The organism is Sphingomonas sp. Leaf32 (genome assembly GCF_001421765.1).
GTDB lineage: Bacteria > Pseudomonadota > Alphaproteobacteria > Sphingomonadales > Sphingomonadaceae > Sphingomonas.
Window position 1 is genome coordinate 509521 of sequence record NZ_LMLA01000001.1, and the last position, 20737, is coordinate 530257.

16 protein-coding genes and 1 tRNA gene are annotated in these 20737 nt (G+C 67.0%); 7 read left to right on the forward strand and 10 right to left on the reverse strand.

Going from position 1 to position 20737, the window contains the following annotated elements; all coding sequences use genetic code 11:
* The first annotated feature begins 345 nt into the window (after positions 1-345).
* Genes ASE83_RS02485 through ASE83_RS02495 form a run of 3 tightly spaced genes read left to right on the forward strand, consistent with a single transcriptional unit; the run spans position 346 to position 4721 of the window.
* Positions 346-903, forward strand: coding sequence for a PAS domain-containing protein (locus ASE83_RS02485; protein ID WP_055785522.1), 558 nt, complete (start codon positions 346-348; stop codon positions 901-903).
* Positions 896-4342 carry a CheR family methyltransferase gene (locus ASE83_RS02490; RefSeq protein ID WP_055785520.1) on the forward strand — a complete coding sequence of 1149 codons (3447 nt, stop codon included), beginning with the start codon at positions 896-898 and terminating at the stop codon, positions 4340-4342. The genes ASE83_RS02485 and ASE83_RS02490 overlap by 8 nt, the downstream gene beginning before the upstream one ends.
* Positions 4335-4721, forward strand: a complete 387-nt coding sequence (locus ASE83_RS02495) for a response regulator (RefSeq protein ID WP_055785517.1) — start codon at positions 4335-4337, stop codon at positions 4719-4721. The genes ASE83_RS02490 and ASE83_RS02495 overlap by 8 nt, the downstream gene beginning before the upstream one ends.
* A gap of 34 nt (positions 4722-4755) precedes the next feature.
* Here ASE83_RS02495 and ASE83_RS02500 read toward each other — a convergent pair whose 3' ends face one another.
* Together ASE83_RS02500 and ASE83_RS02505 are read right to left on the reverse strand one after the other, a co-directional pair.
* Entirely contained in the window at positions 4756-6867 is a 2112-nt protein-coding gene (locus tag ASE83_RS02500) for a TonB-dependent siderophore receptor (RefSeq protein WP_055785515.1), read from the reverse strand.
* Positions 6868-7008: 141 nt separating this feature from the next.
* Positions 7009-7085, reverse strand: a tRNA-Arg gene (locus tag ASE83_RS02505).
* A 56-nt stretch (positions 7086-7141) separates the two neighbouring features.
* Between ASE83_RS02505 and ASE83_RS02510 the strand changes: the two genes are divergently transcribed.
* On the forward strand, positions 7142-7891 hold the full coding sequence (locus tag ASE83_RS02510) for a queuosine precursor transporter (protein ID WP_055785512.1): 750 nt from the start codon (positions 7142-7144) through the stop codon (positions 7889-7891).
* 6 nt (positions 7892-7897) lie between these two features.
* Here the strand turns inward: ASE83_RS02510 and purQ are convergent, their stop codons facing one another.
* On the reverse strand, positions 7898-8566 hold the full coding sequence (gene purQ, locus ASE83_RS02515; RefSeq protein WP_055785509.1) for a phosphoribosylformylglycinamidine synthase subunit PurQ: 669 nt from the start codon (positions 8564-8566) through the stop codon (positions 7898-7900).
* Positions 8563-8793 carry a phosphoribosylformylglycinamidine synthase subunit PurS gene (purS, locus tag ASE83_RS02520; protein ID WP_055785507.1) on the reverse strand — a complete coding sequence of 77 codons (231 nt, stop codon included), beginning with the start codon at positions 8791-8793 and terminating at the stop codon, positions 8563-8565. The genes purQ and purS overlap by 4 nt, the downstream gene beginning before the upstream one ends.
* Positions 8794-8921: 128 nt before the next feature.
* Here purS and ASE83_RS02525 point away from each other — a divergent pair, with 128 nt between their 5' ends.
* On the forward strand, positions 8922-9398 hold the full coding sequence (locus tag ASE83_RS02525) for a PH domain-containing protein (protein ID WP_055785505.1): 477 nt from the start codon (positions 8922-8924) through the stop codon (positions 9396-9398).
* Complete coding sequence (locus ASE83_RS02530) at positions 9392-10867, forward strand: PH domain-containing protein (RefSeq protein ID WP_055785503.1); 1476 nt, start codon at positions 9392-9394, stop codon at positions 10865-10867. The genes ASE83_RS02525 and ASE83_RS02530 overlap by 7 nt, the downstream gene beginning before the upstream one ends.
* Positions 10868-11038: 171 nt before the next feature.
* Here the strand turns inward: ASE83_RS02530 and ASE83_RS02535 are convergent, their stop codons facing one another.
* From ASE83_RS02535 to ASE83_RS02550, 4 genes are all read right to left on the reverse strand, one after another.
* On the reverse strand, positions 11039-12349 hold the full coding sequence (locus ASE83_RS02535) for a cell wall hydrolase (protein WP_200921831.1): 1311 nt from the start codon (positions 12347-12349) through the stop codon (positions 11039-11041).
* Between the two features lie 153 nt (positions 12350-12502).
* Positions 12503-13423, reverse strand: a complete 921-nt coding sequence (gene cysK, locus ASE83_RS02540) for a cysteine synthase A (protein WP_055785501.1) — start codon at positions 13421-13423, stop codon at positions 12503-12505.
* Positions 13420-14748, reverse strand: coding sequence for an MFS transporter (locus ASE83_RS02545; RefSeq protein WP_055785499.1), 1329 nt, complete (start codon positions 14746-14748; stop codon positions 13420-13422). The genes cysK and ASE83_RS02545 overlap by 4 nt, the downstream gene beginning before the upstream one ends.
* 187 nt (positions 14749-14935) lie before the next feature.
* A complete protein-coding gene (locus ASE83_RS02550; protein WP_055785498.1) occupies positions 14936-15760 on the reverse strand; it encodes an alpha/beta fold hydrolase in 825 nt (274 codons plus the stop codon).
* A gap of 188 nt (positions 15761-15948) precedes the next feature.
* Between ASE83_RS02550 and ASE83_RS02555 the strand changes: the two genes are divergently transcribed.
* Complete coding sequence (locus ASE83_RS02555; RefSeq protein WP_082443031.1) at positions 15949-18030, forward strand: LamG-like jellyroll fold domain-containing protein; 2082 nt, start codon at positions 15949-15951, stop codon at positions 18028-18030.
* Positions 18031-18075: 45 nt separating this feature from the next.
* Here the strand turns inward: ASE83_RS02555 and ASE83_RS02560 are convergent, their stop codons facing one another.
* On the reverse strand, positions 18076-18261 hold the full coding sequence (locus tag ASE83_RS02560; RefSeq protein WP_156352600.1) for a hypothetical protein: 186 nt from the start codon (positions 18259-18261) through the stop codon (positions 18076-18078).
* 97 nt (positions 18262-18358) lie between these two features.
* Positions 18359-20647, reverse strand: a complete 2289-nt coding sequence (locus ASE83_RS02565) for an ATP-dependent helicase (RefSeq protein WP_055785492.1) — start codon at positions 20645-20647, stop codon at positions 18359-18361.
* Positions 20648-20737: the final 90 nt, after the last annotated feature.

A 20737-nucleotide genomic window follows, 5' to 3' on the forward strand; every position in this document is an offset into this window, starting at 1 on the left:
CCTGCAACAACGCCAGCCCGGACATACCGGTCGGGCCAGAGTTTCCATAGGCGTGTAACGTCATGGTAGCGCAATCGACCTTCGGAAGAAACCGTCAGCCATGGATAACGCAAGAAGGCCGTTCCCGGGGCCGCGAAAATTTCACGGGAAGAGAGTTTGCGCGACGTGGCCGCGCTTCACGAATAGTCCGGCCGACGTTCGTACGATCGGCTCGGCACCTGTCTTGGCGTGGCACAGCTGCCTCCGCACGCCGACGATACAGGAGCCAACTTATCGGGGCGGGCGGGTTGTTATCCTGCCGATTTTCCGGGTAATCGGATCGTCGATTTACAGATCGGAATTTGCGTGCCGTCGGACCTGCCCAGAGCGCTCGTCGAATATTTTGAACAGTCGCGGGTCGCGCTCGCGCTGGCATCGGCGGAAGATGACAACCATCTGGTCCTGGTCAATCCGCCGTTCAGCCGCCTGACCGGGTTCGAACCCGACGATGTCGTCGGTCGTAATTGCCGGTTGCTGCAACGCGATGCCGCCAATGTCGAACCCCGCGCCCGGTTGCGCGAATTCCTGGCGCGGCCGACCCAGGCCAATGTGCGGACGCCGATCGTCAATTTTCGCAAGGACGGGACGCCGTTCGTCAACCTGCTCTACATGTCCCGGCTGAACGCGATCGATGGCCGGACGCGGTACATCTTCGCATCGCAGTTCGATGTCAGCCGGTCGCAGCCCGACATGCTGGCCGACTATGACGAACAGCTGACCGCCACGCTTGGTCGACTGGTGCCGATCGCCGGCGATGCGGGGATCGTGATCGAAGGTACGTTGATGACCATCGCCAACAGTGCCGCGATCGTGGCACAGGCCAAGATGATGCTCGCCGATCTCGAGTCCACGCCCGATGCATGACAAGGTTGCCGCCCACGCCGGGAGCGATGGCGCGTCGCCGGTCGGTGTCCCCGTGGTCGGGATCGGCGCCTCGGCCGGCGGGCTGGAGGCGTTGCGCGAGATGCTGGCGCCCGCCAAGCGACCGACCGGCCTGGCCTTTGTCGTCGTCCAGCATCTCGACCCCAACCACGAAAGCATGTTGGCGCAGCTGCTTGACCGCAATACCGCGCTGGCGGTGCTGCAAAGTTCGGGCGGGGAGCGGATCGAGCCGGACACCGTCTACATCATTCCCCCCGGCCGCGGCCTCGCCATTCGCGACGGCGTGCTGGAGCTGACCGATTTCCAGCAGCCGCGCGGGCTGCGCCGGCCGATCGACGATTTCTTTCTGTCGCTGGCGGGCGACCAGCAGTCGAACGCTGCCTGCGTCATCCTGTCGGGCACCGGCGCGGACGGCACCACCGGCCTGCGGGCGATCAAGGAAAATGGCGGCGTCTGCGTCGTGCAGCAGCCCGAAAGCGCGCGCTATGACGGGATGCCGCTGTCGGCGGTCGGCACCGGCATGATCGATTTCGTGAAGCCGCCGGGCGAAATCCTGCACTGTCTGCAGGCATTCTTCCAGCGTCGTGGCTCCGAACCGCTGGAACCGGAGGCGAATGTCGTCGCCGATCATGTCGACGAGATGTGCCGCATCCTGCGCAGCGCCATCGGCCACGACTTTTCGGGTTATAAGCGGTCGACGCTGGTGCGCCGGGTGGAACGGCGGATGCATGTGCTGGGCATCGATACCGGCCGCGCCTATCTCGCCCGCATTCGCAGCGATGCGACCGAATGCGAGGCGCTGTTCCGCGACCTGCTCATCAACGTCACCCGCTTCTTCCGCGACGCCGATGCGTTCGAAACGCTGCGCACCCGCGTGATCGCGCCGCTGATGGCCGACCGCGCATCGGATGAGGACGTCCGCGTCTGGGTGCCCGGCTGCTCCAGCGGCGAAGAGGCCTATACCATCGCGATGCTGTTCGCCGAAGCGGCGCGCACATCGGGATCGCCGCTGGCGGTGCAGATTTTCGCGACCGACATCGACGAACAGATGCTGGGAATCGCGCGCGAGGGCAGCTATCCGGCCGCCGCGATGGCCGATGTGCCCGCGCACTTGCGTGAACGTTATACCGTGCCCCATGCGGAGCGCTTCACCATCGCGGCCCCGATCCGCGACATGATCCGCTTTTCCAGCCACAGCGTCGTCAAGGACCCGCCCTTTTCGCGGATCGACCTGGTGTCGTGCCGCAACCTGCTGATCTATTTCGACGACCGGTTGCAGCAGGCGGTCCTGCCGCTGTTCCATTATGCACTGCGGCCCGGCGGCTTCCTGTTCCTGGGGCCATCGGAAAGCGTCGGGCGGTTCGAGCATCTGTTTCAGCCGGTCGACCAGCCGGCCCGCCTGTTCGAACGCGGCCCCGGCGCACCCAGCTACCCGATCGACCTGCCCGGCAGTCAGCGCCCGCCCGTTCCCCGGCGCGAGCGCGATACGCGTGGCGATACCGCATCACTCGGCAGCGAGGCGCTGGCGACGCGGCGGATGGTCGAACGCTATGCGCCGCCCAGCCTGATCGTCGACCAGGACGGCGGGATCATCTCCGCCTATGGCAAGCTCAGCCGCTATTTCGAATTTCCGGTGACGCGCACCGGCGGCAGCAGCGCGGTGAACCTTGCCCGACCGGGGCTGCGCAACGTCATCGGCCCGCTGCTGCGGCAGGCGCGCGACGAACGTCGCCGGGTGATCGCCCGCGATGTCGCGGTGGAAACCGACTATGGTACGCAGCCGGTCGAGATCATCTGCGATCCGCTGGGCGACGGGACGCTGCTGTTCGTGTTCCGCGACACCGGCCCGTTCGTGCCGTCCGATCAGGGCGAACTGCAGGACCTCGAACCCAGCGACGACCATCTGGAGGAGCTGGAGGACGAACTGCGCCTGACCCGTCACCGGTTGCGCGCGGCGATCGAGGAGTTGGAGACGGCGAACGAGGAGCTGAAAAGCTCCAACGAAGAGATGATGTCGATGAACGAGGAGCTTCAATCGACCAACGAGGAGCTGTCGACCGTCAATGACGAGCTGAAGACCAAGGTCGACCAGCTGACCGTCGCCAATTCCGACCTGCGCAACTTCTATGAATCGACCGAACTTGCGGTCGTGGTGCTGGATGCCGACCTAAAGGTGCGCAGCTATACCGATGCGGCCACTCGCATCTTCCCTCTGAAGCCGGCCGATCGCGGCCGCCCGCTGACCGATGTCGCCAACCGGTTGCAGGACGCGGCGCATCTGGAAGACGCGCGTGCCGTCGCGACCGGCGCCTCGCCGGTCCAGCGCCGGGTGCGCACCGCCGATGGCGAGCATATCTTTTCGTTGCGGGTGCTGCCCTATCGCACCCAGACCGGGGAGATCGACGGCGCGACACTGGTCCTGACCGAGATCACCGACGCCCTGGCGCTGGAACGGCAATTGGCGGCCGAGCGCGAGCGGCTCGACCTGGCGATCAAGGCGGCGGGGATCGGCGTCTGGGAATATTGCCCCGAAAACGGTGAACTGGTGCTCGATCCGGCGGAACGGCAACTGTTCGAGGTGGCACCGGACGCGGAGGTCGGGATCGACATGCTGCTGGGCCGGATCGATCCGGACGATCTGCCGAAGGTCGAGGCCGCACTGCGCCGCGCGATCGAACGCAGCGGCGATTACGAAGCGACGTTCCGCGTGCGTCAAGGCGACGGGCAGATGCGCTGGGTAAAGGGCTTCGGCCGCGTCGTCGGCGGCAGCGCGCCGCGGCGGCTGGTCGGTGTGTCGATCGACGTGACGCCGGAATATGCGCTGGCCGAAACGCGTGAACTGATGCTGCGCGAGATGAACCACCGGGTGAAGAACCTGTTCGCGGTGATCGCGGGCATGATAACCATCGCCGCGCGTTCGCACGACGATCTGCGCACCTTTGCCGACGATCTGCGTCGCCGTATCGCGGCCCTCGGATCGGCGCATTCGCTCGCATCGCCTGCCGGCCAGCCCCATGCCGTCGGGCTGGACGACATCGTTGCCACGACCCTCGCCCCGTATCGCGATCATGCACGGATCGAAATCGACGGCCCGGTCGTTGCACTCGACAGAAGCTGTCTGTCGCCGCTGGCGCTCATTCTGCACGAATGGGCGACCAACTCGATCAAATATGGTGCGCTGGGCAGCGACGGGGAACGGGGCCTGCGGGTGCAGTGGCGGGTCGGGGATGATGGGATCGTACTGGCATGGACCGAGGATACGAAGGACACGGGCGATCACCAGCCCGGCAAGCGCGGGTTCGGGTCGGTGCTGGTCGAAACCAGCGTCCGGCAGTTGCGGGGTACGATGACGGCCGGCACGCACGACGATCGCTTCCGGCTGGAGATGCGGTTACCCGCGGGCGTGATGCGGCGTGACTGACCCGGTCCTGCTCGTCGAGGACGAGTTGTTCATCGCGCTGGACGTGCAGGCCACGATCGAAGCGGCAGGCTTCGCGGTCGAAGGGCCGTGCATGACCTTGGTCGAAGCGCAGGAGGCGGTCGAACGCCATGGCGCGGCCTTCGCCGCGGCCGTGCTCGACGTGCGGCTGGCCGATGGAACGGTGTTTCCGGCGGCGGACCGGCTCCATGCCGCCGGTGTCCCGTTGATCTTCCATTCGGGCCACGCCGACGATGCCGACCTGCGCCAGCGCTATCCGCGCGCGATGGTCTGCCCGAAGCCCAGCGCGCCGGAGGCGCTGTCGGAGGCGATCCGCCGTTGCGCCGCGCTGAACGGCGGGGAGCAGCAGGCGGCGGGCTGACCCCCACCGCCGCCAACCGGGCGGGGGTGCGCCGTTACGACGCTACCCGCACCGACAGCCGTACCATCCGGGGCTGTCCGGGGAAAATCCACACCCGGCTGTACGAGCTTTGCGCATAGCGTTCGTCGAACAGATTGTCCGCCTCCGCCCGGACGGTCAGGCGTGGCGACAGCGCGACTTCGACTGCTGCCTTGGCCTTCACATAGGCCGGCAGCACGACATAATCGCGCTCGATCGATCCGGCACGATCGCCGACATAGCTCACGCCCGCGCTGACCGAAATGCCGCGTCCCGACGGGTCGATAAAGCGGCCGAGCGCAAAGATCGTCCCGTTGTGATCGGGAACGTTGAGCGCGCGATCGGTCGGAAATGCGGAATCGTCGACCCGCGCATGGCTCCACGCATAATTGGCGACGATCTGCCATTGCTGCGCCAGCCGCACCGACCCGTCGAACTCGATCCCGCGGCTGCGCAGGCTGCCGACCGGGGCGAGGAAATTGGAATCGACCGGATCGTTGGTCAGAATGCCCTGCTTGCGGATGTCGAACCATGTCGCGGCAAGGTCGATCCCCGGCCAGCGTCCGGCCATGCCGACCTCGTACCCTTTGCCACTTTCCGGCGCGAATCCCTGACCGAAGCGGTCGGTGCCTGAATTGAGCACGAAATTCTCGCCCCAATTGGCATGGACCGCGATGGCATCGGTCGCCTGATATTTCGCGTCCAGCCGGAAATGGAACGGTTGGTCGACGGTGCGGCCGACCTGCCCGGTGCGGTTGTTGCGAATGCGCTGGCGATAGGCATCGAACCGCACCCCGCCGCCCAGCGTCAGCCGGTCGGTCGCTTCCCACAGGTCCTGCGCGTACACGGTGCCGGCCCAGCGCTTTTCGCGATTGTTGGTGAAGGGGAGCAGCGTGGGCGGCGTCTGCCCATAGACGGGGTCGAAGACGTCGATGGCGTACGGATTGCCGCCGGTCGCCGGATTGCCTGGGTTGCGACGCATCCAGCGTTCGGCATAGTCGAGGACATAGCCCTTCATTCCGATGCTCGGGCGATGGTTGCCGACCCGGCCCGACAGCTCGATCCGGGCGGACAGGTCGTCCACCAGGAAGTCGCGCGAACGGCGCTGCCGCCACAGCGTGCGGTCGTTGACCAGGCGCGACTGGTCCGACGACAGGCCCTTCAGTGAGCCCGTCCGCCACGCGACCCCGCCATTGATCGCCCAGTCGTCGCCTAGGTCGAACAGCCCGGTCAGTTGATGGCGCTGGTTGCGGAAATGGGTCAGGCCGTCGTTCGGCTCCCCGAAATAGGCGGATCGGCGCACTGCATTGGCATCGCCGCGGATCGCGGGAATGCCGCGATCGAACAGCGTGTTGAACCGGGTGATCTCCCCGACATAGGTCAGCCGCACCGCGTCCGACGGACGCCAGGTAAGCGACGGCGCCACCACCTGCCGCTCCAGCCGCACGAAGTCGCGCCAGCCATCCGAATCCTCGGCCGCGACCACGATCCGCCCGGCCAGCGTGCCGCTGATCGGGCCGGTGGCGTCGACCTCGACCCGGCGGGTGTCGAACGATCCATAGGTAAAGGTCGCATGGGCGGCAGGGGTGAAGCCCGGCGTCTTGCTGACCAGGTTGACCCGGCCCGCCGGATCGATGTCGCCGAACAGCGCGCCGGCCGGTCCTTTCAATAGTTCGACGCGCTCGGTCGTCGCGGGATCGCGTGGCGGGGCCATGCCGCGATTGGCGAGGAAGCCGTCGACATAATATTCCGCACCACCATCCGGCGTGCCGAGAAAACCGCGAATGGCGAAATTGTCCATCACGCCGCCACGGTTATTCTGGTTGCTCACCCCGCTGACCAGTTCCAGCGCATCCGACAGGCGATAGGCCCCGGCGGCGGTCAGCAGGTCGCGTTCCACCGACCGGCTCGATTGCGACATGATCTGTGTCGCCGCATCGGACGACAGCGTCCGGTCCTGCCCGGTTCGCCGCGTCCCCAGCACGACGATCTCATCCTTATCGTCGTCGCTCTCTGGGGCGGTTTCGCTGGCGGGCGGCTCGTCGCTGGAGCGGGCAAAGGCGGGGAGGGCGCAGGACAGCAATGGCAGCAGCAACACTGCTACCCGGACTTGATAAGACACGATCATTCCCTGTTACGTTGTAACATTGCCTTGCGGTGGTTCGAACGGCCTGTCAACCATCCGGCATGATCGGCGCCGACCGCGAACTGGCCATCTATGCTCGGATCGCGCGCCCGGTCTCCAACCTGCGCGTCGATCGACAGCTTATGGCGCACCCGGAGGGATTCGAACCCCCGACCAAGGAGGTAGAAGCTCCTTGCTCTATCCAGCTGAGCTACGGGTGCCCGGCGCCTCGTTAGCGCGCATTGCGGCGAAGCGGAACCGCTATCATAACGCATCCATGCACGAACCGTCCGATCGCCCTCTGCACCGTATCGAAGCCGGCGCCGTTCCGGCGCGCGGGTTTCGCCATTTCGACCTGGTGATGGCGGCGTTCGTCACTATCCTGCTGCTGTCCAACATCATCGGCGCGGGCAAGGTCGCTGCGCTCGACATCGGCGGCACGCCGTTCGTGTTCGGGGCGGGCATCCTGTTCTTTCCGGTGTCCTATGTCCTGGGCGACGTGCTGACGGAAGTGTATGGCTATGCCCGGGCGCGGCGCTGCATCTGGGTCGGGTTCGCGGCGCTGCTGTTCATGGCGTTCATGGCATGGGCCGTGGTCGCGATGCCGCCTGCGCCGAGCTGGACCGGGCAGGGCGCGTATGAAGCGGTGTTCGGGCAGGTGCCGCGCATCGTCTTCGCGTCGATCGCCGCCTTCTGGGCCGGGGAGTTCGTCAACGCCTATGTCCTCGCCCGGATGAAGGTGTGGACCGATGGCAAGGCGCTGTGGACGCGGACGATCGGGTCGACGGTGGTGGGGCAGGCGGTCGACAGCGCGATTTTCTATCCGCTGGCGTTCCTGTACCTGTGGCCGACGCAGCAGGTGGTGACGGTCATGCTCACCAACTGGGCGATGAAGGTCGCGTGGGAAGTGGTGCTGACGCCGGTCACCTATGCCGTGGTCGGCTGGCTGAAGCGGCGCGAGGGCGTCGAGGTGTTCGATGTCGCGACCGACTTCTCGCCCTTTTCGGGAGAACGCCGGTCGCGATGAGGCGGCTTACGCCCCGATCTTCGCCAGCAGCCCTTCGAACAGTGCGCGCCCGTCGCGACCGCCATGGGCGGCCCCAATCCGGCGTTCTGGGTGTGGCATCATGCCCAGCACGTTGCCGCCGTCGTTGACCAGCCCGGCAATGTCGCGGGCGGACCCGTTGACCGGCTCGGCATAGCGGAACGCCACCTGGCCCTCACCCTCGATCCGGTCGAGGGTCGCTTCGTCGGCGGTGTAATTGCCGTCGTGATGCGCCACCGGCACCTTGATCGTGTCGCCCGCGCGATAGCCGCTGGTGAAGGCGGAGCGGGTATCGCCGACGGTCAGCGCGACGTCGCGGCACACGAACGACAGCCCGCGATTGCGCATCAGCGCGCCCGGCAGCAGGCCGGCTTCGGTCAGGATCTGGAAGCCGTTGCAGATGCCGAGCACCGGCAGGCCCTTGCCCGCCGCGTCGACCACTGCGCGCATCACCGGGGATCGCGCCGCGATCGCGCCGGAACGCAGATAGTCGCCATAGGAAAAGCCGCCGGGCACGGCGACCAGGCCGACGTCGTCGGGCAATGTGGTGTCGCGGTGCCACACCATCGTCGGGGCGGTGCCGGTGACCGATTCCAGCGCGACGGCGATGTCGCGGTCGCAGTTCGACCCCGGAAAGACGATGACGGCGGTCTTCATGCGCGTTCGACCCGGTAGTTTTCGATGACGGTGTTGGCCAGCAGCTTGCGGCACATCGCGTCGATCGTCGCGTCGTCGGTGTCGTCGGCGACGTCCAGTTCGATCAGCTTGCCGACGCGCGCCTCGCCCACGCCCGCAAAGCCGAGCGAGGCAAGCGCATGTTCAATCGCCTTGCCCTGCGGATCGAGTACGCCGTTCTTGAGCGTCACGACGATGCGGAGTTTCATGGATAGCCCTCGACTGCACAGAATATTTGCGCGCGCTATGGCCCCGCCGGCGTCCGCGCACAAGAGCATTGGGCAGGACCCGCCGGATTCACTTGAGCAGGGCGTGTTGCGTCCCTATCACACCGGCCATGGATGATACCCCCACGCTTGGCTCCCTCGACCGCCGGTTCCTGAACGTCCTGCGCTGGCGCGGTGCGGTGAAGGCCCTGATCCTGCTGGCGGTGGCCGGGATCGGCGAACTGATCCTTGCCGATCAGGGACCGATGAACGGTCTGGCCGCCGTGCCGGCGCTCGCCATCGGGGCATGGCTGACCTTCGTCGCGCCGGCGCGCAGGTTCGCGCATTGGGGCTTCGCGCTCGACGACCGGGAACTGCAGGTCGCCCATGGCTGGCTGATGCGCGTGCATACCATCGTGCCGATCGGGCGGGTGCAGCATATCGACCTGTCGCAAGGGCCGATCGAACGCGCCTGCGGCGTCGCGACGGTCGTGCTGCATACCGCCGGCACCGACCATAGCCGGGTCACCGTCCCCGGCCTGTCGCGCGAAACGGCCGAAGGGGTGCGCGACCGCATCCGCGCGGCCATCGGCGCCTCGCCATGGTGAGCGCGCCCGATGCGGCGCGACGGCTGCATCCGGGCACCATCGCGCTCCGGATCGTCGTAAAGGCGCCGCAGAATGTCGCGGGTCTCGTCGCGCTGTCCGCCGCCGCATCGCGGGGCGGATGGCTGGTGATGGCCGGGGTCGCCGCGCTGGTGCTGGTCGGCGCGGGGCTGGTAACGTGGCTGCGATGGCGGTCGTTTACCTATCGCATCGCGGACGGCGAACTGGTGATCGCCGACGGCATCCTGCACCGTAACCGCCGCTCGATCCCGTTCGAACGCATCCAGGACGTGTCGATCGACCAGAAGCTGCTGGCGCGCATCTTCGGACTGGCGCGCGTCCGGATCGAAACCGGCGGCGGGGAAGCGGACGAGGCGTCGCTCGACAGCGTGTCGCTGGGCGAAGCTGCCCGGCTGCGCGCGGTGCTGCGGGGTCGGGAAACACCGGTCGCGGCGACGACAGGGCAAATTCCGTCGCGCGACGTCGTGTTCGCGATGGATACGCGCCGCGTGCTGACCATGGGCCTGTTCGGCTTTTCGCTGGTATGGGTCGGCGTGCTGTTCGCCGCGATCAATCAGGTCGGCGATCTGTTCGGTCTCGACTGGGACGGTTGGCGCGACTGGGCGGGTGTTGCCCGCCGGGAGGCGCTGGCGCTCGCCACGCCGCTGTTCGCGCTGCTGGCCGCCATCGTCGCACTGGCGGTCGGCGCGATCAGCGGGGTCGCGCGGACCTTCTTCATCGACCATGGTTTCCGGTTGGAGCGCGAGGGCGGCCGCCTGCGCCGGTTGCGCGGGCTGACGACCCGGACCGAAGTGGTCGTAAGCCTGCGGCGGATTCAGCTGGCGCTGATCGAACGCGGCATGGTCAGCGGGCGGCTCGGCTGGTCGAGCCTGCGGTTGCAGACGCTGGGCGGCAGCGACGATGTCGGCGGACGGCAACAGGTCGCGCCGTTCGCCCGCGACGAAGAAGTGACGGGCGTGCTGGCGGCGGCGGACTATCCGGCCTTCGATCCGTTGCCGCTGCGTCCCGTCGCCTTCGGGCATGTCGTGCGCGCGGCGATCGTGCGCGGCGGGGTGCCGCTGGTCGGCATCGCGGTCGCCTGCTGGTTCCTGCCGCTCGCCGGCCTTGCGCTGCCGCTGGTGGCGATCCCGGTTGTGAGCGCGCTGCTGGCGCGACGGCGGCATCGTTATGCGGTCGTCGGCGACACGTTGCAGGTCATGCGCGGCGTGCTGGCGAAACAGGCGTGGATCGTCCCGCTGGCCAATATCCAGAGCGTGTCGGTCACCCGATCACCACTGCAACGGCTGCTCGGCGTCGCGACGGTGCGGGTGGACACGGCGGGCGCGAAGGGGATCGGGCGGCCGGACATTTCCGATCTAGCGGTCGAGGATGCCTGGCCGTTGGCACGGGCGCTGCTGGGGGTTGGTGGCGCCGGGTCGTGGCAAGGTAGCAAGGCAATTGCCGGTGTTTGATCTGTTCGAAAGATCCTTCCCGTCACCCCGGACTTGTTCCGGGGTCCACCGTGCCTCGAACGCCGCCGATGGAAACTCTGGTCGCACCGATCGCCGCACCGCGGACCCCGGAACAAGTCCGGAGTGACGAAGCGGCGGGGCTGTCGCTCCGCCCTCGTCCTATGGCGCGACCTATGGCGCGACTGGAGTAGGCGCCGGCGCCGGATCGCTCCGCCGCCGCACGCCGGTCAGCGGTGCGCCGGGCTGAATCGGGTCCGACCGGATAATGGCGGGCGCAGCGGCCGGGGGCGGGGGTGGCGGCGCGGCACGGCGCATACACTCCGCGGCGGCACGCGGCACCTGCTGGCAGTTCCACAGCCGGCGTTCGAGCGACTGGCCCCGGTCGCGGAAATAGCCGAACGACATCGCCTCGACCGCCGCCGGTTCATTGGCCGCCGCCGCCTGCGCCGGCACCGCCGACCGGTCGCGCCAGCCCAGGAACTTGCACCGCGCCCGGTCGCCACAGGCGGCAGCGGCAAGGGCAGGCCACCCATCGGGCGGTCCCGCACTGTCGAGCGTGACGAGGAAGGTGTCGGGATCGTCGCTGCTGGCGCGCGGTATCGATCCGCCCGCGAAGTGCCCGGCCAGCATCCCGGCTTCCTGTTCGACCGCCAGCACTTCGGGCAGCTTGTGCGCCGGCGAATAGGGGCCGAGTTGCAGGATGCGCGGCTCGATGCCCAGCGCCGGCTGCCGGAACGCGCCCGGCGTGCCCCACCAGCCGGCCCAGCGGAAGAACAAATGGGTGTCGACCGCCGCGATCTTCGACAGGCTCGACTGCCAATAGGGGACGACCCAGTCGGTGTGGTAATGGGTGGCATAGCCGACGGGGGCATAGACGCTGCCCGCCAGTGCCGCCGCCGCGACCTGGCGCGCCCGTTCCCAGAAGGCGTCCGGATAGGCGCGGGCGAGCGCGCCGTCGCAGGTGAAGGTGAACTGGCAGCCGGTGCGGCGCTCCGATCCCTGGAACACCACGCCGCACACGCTGGCGGGAAAGGCGGGATGGCGCACGCGGTTCAGCACGACCTGCGCCACGGCGCGCTGGCCCTTCGCATCGTCGCCCGCTTCGTACAGCACGGCGGCGGCGAGGCAATCGGTCGCCCGCGTCCGGTTTTCCGCATCGCCGGCAAAGCGGAACGGACGCGCCGTCGGGTTGGGACCGTCGAAGAACGGCACGGTCGCATTGAACGCCCGCGCTTCGTCGGGCGGCAGGTTGCGAAACTCGGCCGGCTCGACCGGGGGCGGGGGGATGGTCGGTCCGGTAGCGGGACCGGCAGCGCCGCGTTGGGCGCCCGCGACCCGAGGCTCGACCCGGACCGGCGGCGCGTGCTCGACGATCGCCGCCGGCACGACGGCGGCGGCGATCGACAGTGCGACCAGCACGCCGTCGATCGCGGTGGATCCGGTGCGGATGCCGTTTCGCGTCGGTGTTACGTCCAGTGGCATGTTCGCCAAAAATCTTCCGTTCGGTTCGAGCAGCTTTCGAGCTTGTCGAGAAGCGTCTGTCGAGAACGTCACGCCGGTGGCGCCTTCTCGACTACGGATCTCGACAAGCTCGATCCTCCGCTCGAAGCGAACGGAGGAGATGGTGGGATATAGTTACTGTTCGGGCAGGAAGTCTGGCACCGACAGATATCGTTCGCCGGTATCATAGTTGAAGCCCAGCACGCGCACCCCTTCGGGCAGGTCGGGCAGTTTCTGCAGGATCGCAGCCAGCGTCGCGCCGGACGAGATGCCGACCAGCATCCCTTCCTCGCGCGCCGAGCGCCGGGCCATGTCCTTCGCCACCGCCGCATCGACCTTGATGACGCCATCAATCGCGCGGGTGTGGAGGTTGGCGGGGACGAAGCCCGCGCCGATGCCCTGGATCGGGTGCGGTCCCGGTTGCCCGCCGGAGATGACCGGCGACAGTTCGGGTTCGACCGCGAACACCTTCAGGTTCGGCCACTTCTCTTTCAGCGCCTCGGCGACGCCGGTGATGTGGCCGCCGGTGCCGACGCCGGTGATGATGACGTCGATGGGGCTGTCGGCGAAGTCGCGCAGGATTTCCTGTGCGGTCGTGCGGACATGGACGTCGATGTTCGCCGGATTTTCGAACTGTTGCGGAATCCACGCATCGGGCGTCTCCGCCGCCAATTCGTGCGCACGCTCGATCGCGCCCTTCATCCCCTTTTCACGCGGCGTCAGGTCGAAGCTGGCGCCATAGGCCAGCATCAGGCGACGCCGCTCGATGCTCATGCTCTCCGGCATGACCAGGATCAGCCTGTAGCCCTTGACCGCGGCGACCATTGCCAGCCCGACGCCGGTATTGCCGCTGGTCGGTTCGATGATCGTGCCGCCGGGCTTCAGGTCGCCCGACGCTTCGGCCGCCTCGATCATGGCCAGCGCAATGCGGTCCTTAATCGACCCGCCGGGGTTGGAGCGTTCGGACTTGATCCACACCTCGGCATCGCCGAACAGCCGGCGGACGCGGACGTGCGGGGTATTCCCGATCGTTTGCAGGATGGTATCGGCCTTCATGGCTGTGTCTCCTTGGGAAGGACTTCCAAATCTTGCGGCGGCGTAAAGCTCCGTGCGGCACGCAATTCGGGGAACAGGCGCGACCACAGCATCGTAACGCCGATCGCCAGCACCCCGCCGCCCGCAACCGCGACGACCGGGCCGACCAGTGCCGCGAGGAAGCCGGACCGCGCCTCGCCCAGTTCGTTCGATCCCGACACGAACAGCGTCGATACCGCGCCGACCCGACCGCGCATCGCATCGGGGGTGTGCAGCTGGATCAGCGACTGGCGGACATAGACCGACACCATGTCGGTCGCGCCGACGACGAACAGCGACGCGAGCGCGAGGATCGCGGCGGGCGCGAAGTCGCTGCCGATCGCCGCCTGCCCGAACACCGGGATCAGCAGCGGCGCGGACAGGCCGAACAGCGCCGTCGCCGCGCCGAAGCCCATCACCGACAGCAGCATCTTGGCGCCGACATCCTTCGACAGGGGCTTGATCGCGAACACCGCCGCGACCGCCACCGCGCCCAACGCCGGTGCGGCGCGCAGATGGCCCAGGCCGTCCGCACCGATCTGCAGGATGTCGCGGGCATAGATCGGCAGCATCGCCGTCGCTCCGCCCAGCAGCACCGCGAACAGGTCGAGCGAAATCGCCCCGAACACCAACCGGTTGCGCCGGACATAGGACAGGCCGTCGAGCATCTGCCGCCACGGATTCAGGTTGCCGGTGATCGCCGCGCGCGGGATCGGCGGGATCAGGAACAGCATGACCAGCCCGAACAGGAACAGGCCCGCCGACACGGCGTAGGGCAGGTAATGGCCAAAGGCGTAAAGATAGCCGCCCATCGCCGGCCCCAGCACCGACCCGCCCTGCCACGCGATCGAACTCATCGCGATCGCGGTGGGCAGCACGGCGGGCGGCACGAGGTTGGGGGCCAGCGCCTGCAACGCCGGCCCGGCAAAGGCGCGGGCGACGCCCAGCAGCGCGGCGACGAAGAACAGCCAGGGGAGGGTGATGCCGCCGCTATAGGTCAGCCACGCCAGCAACAGCGCGCAGCCCCCTTCCAGCGCGACCGACCCGCGCGCGATCCAGCGCCGGTCGACCCGGTCGGCCACCCACCCCGCGACCAGCGACAGCACCAGCAACGGCAGGAACTGCGCGACGCCGATCAGGCCGAGCTGGAACGCCGATTGCTTGATCGTCATCGTCTCGCGCGCGATGTCGTACACCTGCCACCCGATCACCACGACCATCGCGATCTGTGCCAGCGTATTCGACAGGCGCGCGAGGAAATAGGCGCGGAACGGCGCGATCGACAGCGGGTGCGGGGACGCGGACATAGGCAGGGTTTAGGTCCGGTGGCGGGCCGGGGCAATGCAGATCGGCTTGGGGGGTGTTGGGGCGGGGCTTGGGCGACCACCATCGTCATTCCGGCGAAGGCCGGAATCCATGGATACGGACGGTATCGGCTCTATGGCGACGCCTCGTATCCATGGACCCCGGCCTGCGTCGGGGTGACGGACGGTGTTACCGCCCGAGGAACGTCAGCAAATCCTCGGTCAATCGGTCGCTCTCCGTCGCGAACAGCCCATGCGGCGCGCCATCATATTCGATGAGCGTCGCATTCGGCAGCGCCTTGGCCAGCGCCCGTCCGGTCGCGTCGATCGGCACCGTCTGGTCCGCCGTCCCGTGGATGACGAGCGTCGGTACGGTGATCGAGGGAATGTCGGGACGGAAATCGGTGGTCCCGAACGATTCCGCGCAAGCCAGCGTCGGCTTCAGGCCGGCAAGCATCGCCGTGTTCCACGACAGGTCCAGCACTTCCTCGCTCACCGGGCTGGTGATGAAGCCCACGCCATAGAATTGGTCGAAGAAGGTGCGGAAGAACTTCGGGCGATCCGCCTTGATATTGTCGGCGATCTCCTGAAGCTGGTCCTGCGGCACGCCGTCGGGATTGTCGTCGGTCTGGAGCATGTACGGCACGACCGACCCGATGAAGCCGGCGCGGGTCACGCCCTTGCCGTGATGGCGCGACATGTACCGCGCGACCTCGCCACCGCCCATCGAGAAGCCGACCAGTGCGATGTCGTCGGTGACGCCGGTTTCCTTCAGCACATCGGCCAGATCGTCCGACAGCGTATCATAGTCATAGCCCGACCAGGGCTGATCCGACCGGCCGAAGCCCCGCCGGTCATAGGCGATCACACGGTATCCGGCATCGGCCAGCGCCATCGCCTGCGGGTCCCAGCTATCGGCCGACAGCGGCCAGCCATGGATCAACACGACCGGGCGGCCCTGTCCCCAGTCCTTCACGAACAGGCTCGTTCCGTCACGGGTCTTCACATACGGCATGGGGGATTCCTTTTCGTTCGGATCGCAGCGTCAACGGCCCGCCAAACGCAGCGTTCCCATATCAATATGGTCCTATTTTGGTATTATTCGGATGTAACCAATAGGTCATCGATCCGCCGTCCGGCCGTAATGTCCACACCGTACCGCATTTCTAGTCCCGCTATCGTATACCAGGAATGCCAGTCACCATGTCAGATACCCCTACGCCGCCCGTCGATCGCAGCGAAACCCGCCGCCTGTTCCTGCGCCGTGCCGCGCAGCTTTCGGTCGCATCGGTCGGTATGCCGTTGCTCGCGGCCTGCGACGACAAGGGAAGCGGTGCGGTTGCCGTGCCCACGCCGACCCCGACGCCCACGCCGACCCCCACGGCCGTCGCCAGCTTCAGCATCGCCGTGCTGCCCGACACGCAATTCTATTCGCGCTATGCGACGTTGGAGGAAAATCTCCAATTCTCGCGCAAGTACAACAGCGAACCCTTCGCCGCGCAGACGCGCTGGATCGCCGAGAATGCCGCGCGCTATTCGATCCCGTTCGTGATCCATCTGGGCGACGTGGTCGATCAGGTGCGCAAGCCCGACCAGTGGAAGGTCGCCGACGCCGCGATGCGCCAGCTGGAGGCAGCGCGCGTCCCCTATTCGATCCTCGCGGGCAATCACGACGTGCTGAGCGACCTCGACTATCGCGACGCCACCAGCCAGGCGAGCGGCACGGATGCGCAGCGCAATCTGTCGGCCGAACCCTATCTGTCGTGGTTCCCCACCAACCGCGCGCGCGCCCAGTCCACCTTCCTTGCCCGCGATCCCAGTGGCTTCCACGAAGCGCATGTGTTCGAGGCGCAGGGCGTCAAATTCCTCGTCCTGTCGCTGTCATGGCGGATTTCGGACGCCGGCATCGCATGGGCGCGCGGCATCCTCGCCGCCAATCCAACACTGCCGGCGATCCTGTCGAACCATCAGTTGCTCAACATCGACAAGGACGGCACCAGCCCGCTCGAAACCGAATATGGCAAGATGCTGTGGGAAAAGCTGATCCGCGACAACGATCAGATTTTCATGACGCTCAACGGCCATCACCACGGTGCCGCGCGCCTGACCAAGACGAACAATTTCGGCAATCCGGTCGAGGAAATGGTGGTCGACTACCAGATGGCGTATCAGGGCGGCAACGCGTTGATGCGGCTGTACGAATTCGACTTCACCAACAAGAAGATCGACGTGATGTCCTTCTCGCCATGGGTGGTGCAGAAGCCCAAGGCGACGCTGAACCAGTTCGACCGCGCCGTGCTGACCACCGCCAATGAACGCTTCAGCATCGCGATGGACTTCAGCAAGCGCTTCGCCCGCTTCGCGCCGACCTTCGCCCCCGCCGCCGCGGTCGCCGGGGCGACGTCGATCCTGCCGCGCGTGCGCGACACGCTGCTGGCGGGCTATACCGAACCCGCCGCGCCGGTGGAGGTGCTGCCGCGCGACGCGACCGATTATCCGCTGATCGCCGAAACCGCCGCGCACTGGCGCGTCGCCAGCGGCATCGTCAACGGCCAGGTCGTGCGCGTGGGCGAAACGCTGTCCGACGCCACCGGTGCCAATCCGATGGTGCGCGGCACGCTGACCGGCACCGCGCAGGAAGGCGACGTGGTATGGACCACCGACAAGCACCGCCTGTCGTCGGCGCCGGGCAGCGTCCGCTTCCTCAACACCGACAAGACCGTCGGCCGGAACAGCTATTTCACCACGCAGAAGACCGCGCCGGTGAATGCACAGGCGTTCTCCGCGGGCTATACCGTCGAAGCCTTCATCAAGGTCGATGCGAACTGGACCGTCGCCAAGCATCGCTGGGGCAATATCCTGACCCGCGACGGCAATCGCGGCAAGCTGCCCGGCTTTGCCGGCGGCGATCCCGAAGCGCCGCCGGTGCTGTTCGCCATCTCGTCGCTCAAGGAAGTGCAGTGGGAGATCGTTCCCGCCAGCGCTACCACCGGCGCGAAGTCGAACTGGTCGGGTGAGATCATGCTCGACACCTGGTATCACGTGGCGATCGTCAACGATCCGACGACGAAGGAAACCATCCTGTACGTCGATGGCGCGCCGGTGCTGCGCAACACGTCGGGCACGGTCGGCATCGCGGCGCTGGCCGCCGACATGCCATGGGTGCTGGGGGCGTCGTGGTGGGACGGCGATCGCGACGACGGCTATTTCGGCAGCGTCGGCGAAGTGCGGCTGGTGACCAAGCCGCTGGTGCCGGCCCAGTGGCTGACTGCCCGCCGCGCCTAAGGCAGCGGGCGGCGGGGCGGTGCGCAGTACGCGCCCGCCCCGTCGTCAGTCGTGCGGGACGATGCCCAGCACCGGGCGCACCACGCCGCGTTCGGCATCGCGCAGGATCGCCGAATAGCGTTCCGCCATCTGGGCATGGACCCGCCGCACCTCGGGCAGGCTCGCCGCGTCCGCGCGGTGCCGCGACTCGGCCAGTCGGCGGCGATAATAGGCGATGTTGTCGGTCGGCATCATGGCCTCCTCGTACCAGATACTTGGTAGAGCATAGGCCGATCCGTCCCGTCCGTCGCTGATCCACATCAAGCATCGGTTCAGGACTGATTCAGCTTCATCCTGGCGTGACGAAAGTGTCGAGCACCCGCTTCTGGCCTGCCGTCTCGAACAACACTTCCAGTTTGTTGCCCTCGATCGTCTCGATCGTGCCGTAACCGAATTTCTGGTGGAAGACGCGCTGTCCGGTCGACAGATCGCTGCGACCTTTATTGCCCAGGCTGATCGCACTGGCGCGTGCCTCGACCACCCGCGACGGGGTCGGGGTGAAGCCGGACCCCTGCGACGCCGCCCGCTGCCACCCCGGCCCACGTCCGGTGCCGCGCGCGACATCGGCGAAGGGATCGGCCCGTTCGCTCCAGTTCGCCCGCCACAGGCTTTCGCCGCCCGACATGGTCGTTTCCGCCTCGATATGCTCGGGCGGCAGTTCGCCGACGAAGCGCGAGGGCAGCGACGAATTCCACTGGCCATAGATGCGGCGATTGGCGGCATGGAACACCACCGCCAGCCGCCGCGCGCGCGTGATCGCGACATAGGCGAGGCGGCGCTCCTCCTCCAAGGACGCGGTGCCGCCTTCGTCCAGCGACCGCTGCGACGGGAACAGCCCTTCCTCCCATCCGACGCAGAACACCGTGTCGAATTCCAGCCCCTTGGCGGCATGGATGGTCATGATCGTGACCTTCGGCTCCTCCGCCGAAGCCTCGTTATCCATCACGAGACTGACATGCTCGAGGAACGCGCCGAGCGACTCATATTCCTCCATCGCGCGGACCAGTTCGGTCAGGTTCTCCAGTCGCCCGGCGGCCTCCGCCGTCTTTTCCGCCTGGTACATGGCGGTATAGCCGCTTTCGTCCAGCAACTGCCGCGCCAGTTCGGCGTGCGGCAGGTCGCGGGCCATGTCGCGCCACCGCGCGAAATCGCCGACCAGCCGCCCCAGCGACTTGCGCGCCGCCCCGGTCAGTTCGTCGGTATCGAGGATGCGCGCGGCGGCGGTCATCAGCGAGCTGCCGGTCGCGCGGGCGAAGCGATGGATCGTCTGCACCGCCTTGTCGCCCAGGCCCCGCTTGGGCACGTTGACGATGCGTTCGAACGCCAGATCGTCGGCCGGCTGATTGACGACGCGCAGATAGGCCAGCGCATCGCGGATTTCGGCGCGTTCGTAGAAGCGGAAACCGCCGACGATCCGGTACGGCATCCCGATGCCGATGAAGCGTTCCTCAAACTCGCGCGTCTGGTGCTGCGCGCGCACCAGGATGGCGAAATTGTCGAGGTTCCTGCCGTCGCGCTGGCCGCGCTCGACCATCTCGCCGACGCGGCGTGCTTCCTCCGGACCGTCCCAAACGCCGATGACCCGGACCTTTTCGCCCACATCGGTTTCGGTCCACAGCGTCTTGCCCAGCCGCCCGCCATTATGCGCGATGACGCCCGATGCCGCGCCCAGGATATGCGGCGTCGATCGGTAATTCTGTTCGAGCTTGATGATCTTCGCGCCGGGAAAATCGCGTTCGAACCGCAGGATATTCTCGACCTGCGCACCGCGCCACGAATAGATCGACTGGTCGTCGTCGCCGACGCAGCACAGATTGCGCCGCTCCTGCGCCAGCAACCGCAGCCACAGATACTGGACGCTGTTGGTGTCCTGATATTCGTCGACCATGATGTAGCGGAAGCGCTGCTGATACTGTGCCAGCACGTCGCGGTCGGTGCGCAGGATGATCAGCACGTGTAGCAGCAAATCGCCGAAGTCGCAGGCGTTCACTGCCTTTAAGCGGTCCTGATATTGCTGGTACAGTTCTCCGCCGCGCCCGTTGGCGAAGCGTTCGCTTTCCCCGGCATCGACATCGGCGGGGGTCATCCCCTTGTTCTTCCATCCGTCGATCAGCCCGGCGAGGCTGCGCGCCGGCCAGCGCTTCTCGTCGAGATTGGCGGCGACGATCAATTGCTTCAGCAGCCGCAACTGATCGTCGGTGTCGAGAATGGTGAAGTTCGACTGCAACCCGACCAGTTCCGCGTGCCGCCGCAGCATCTTCGCGCCGATCGCGTGGAAGGTGCCGAGCCACGGCATCCCCTCCACCAGATCGCCGACCAGCCGCCCGACGCGCTCGCGCATCTCCTTCGCCGCCTTGTTGGTGAAGGTCACCGACAGGATTTCGGACGGATACGCCTTGCGCGTATACAGCAGGTGCGCCAGCCGCGCGGTCAGCGCCGCCGTCTTGCCCGTGCCGGCACCCGCCAGCACCAGCACCGGGCCATCGGTGGTCAGCACCGCATCGCGCTGCGGTTCGTTCAGGCCCCGCAGATAGGGGGCATCGGCCGGGGTCGGGGCAGGGGGGGCAAGTGCGGACATCGTCGAACAGGTAGGGAACGAACCGTAAAGCGACAAGCAAGGAAATCGTTTCAGAACCGTCATCATATTGCCATCGAGTCTTCGCTGCGG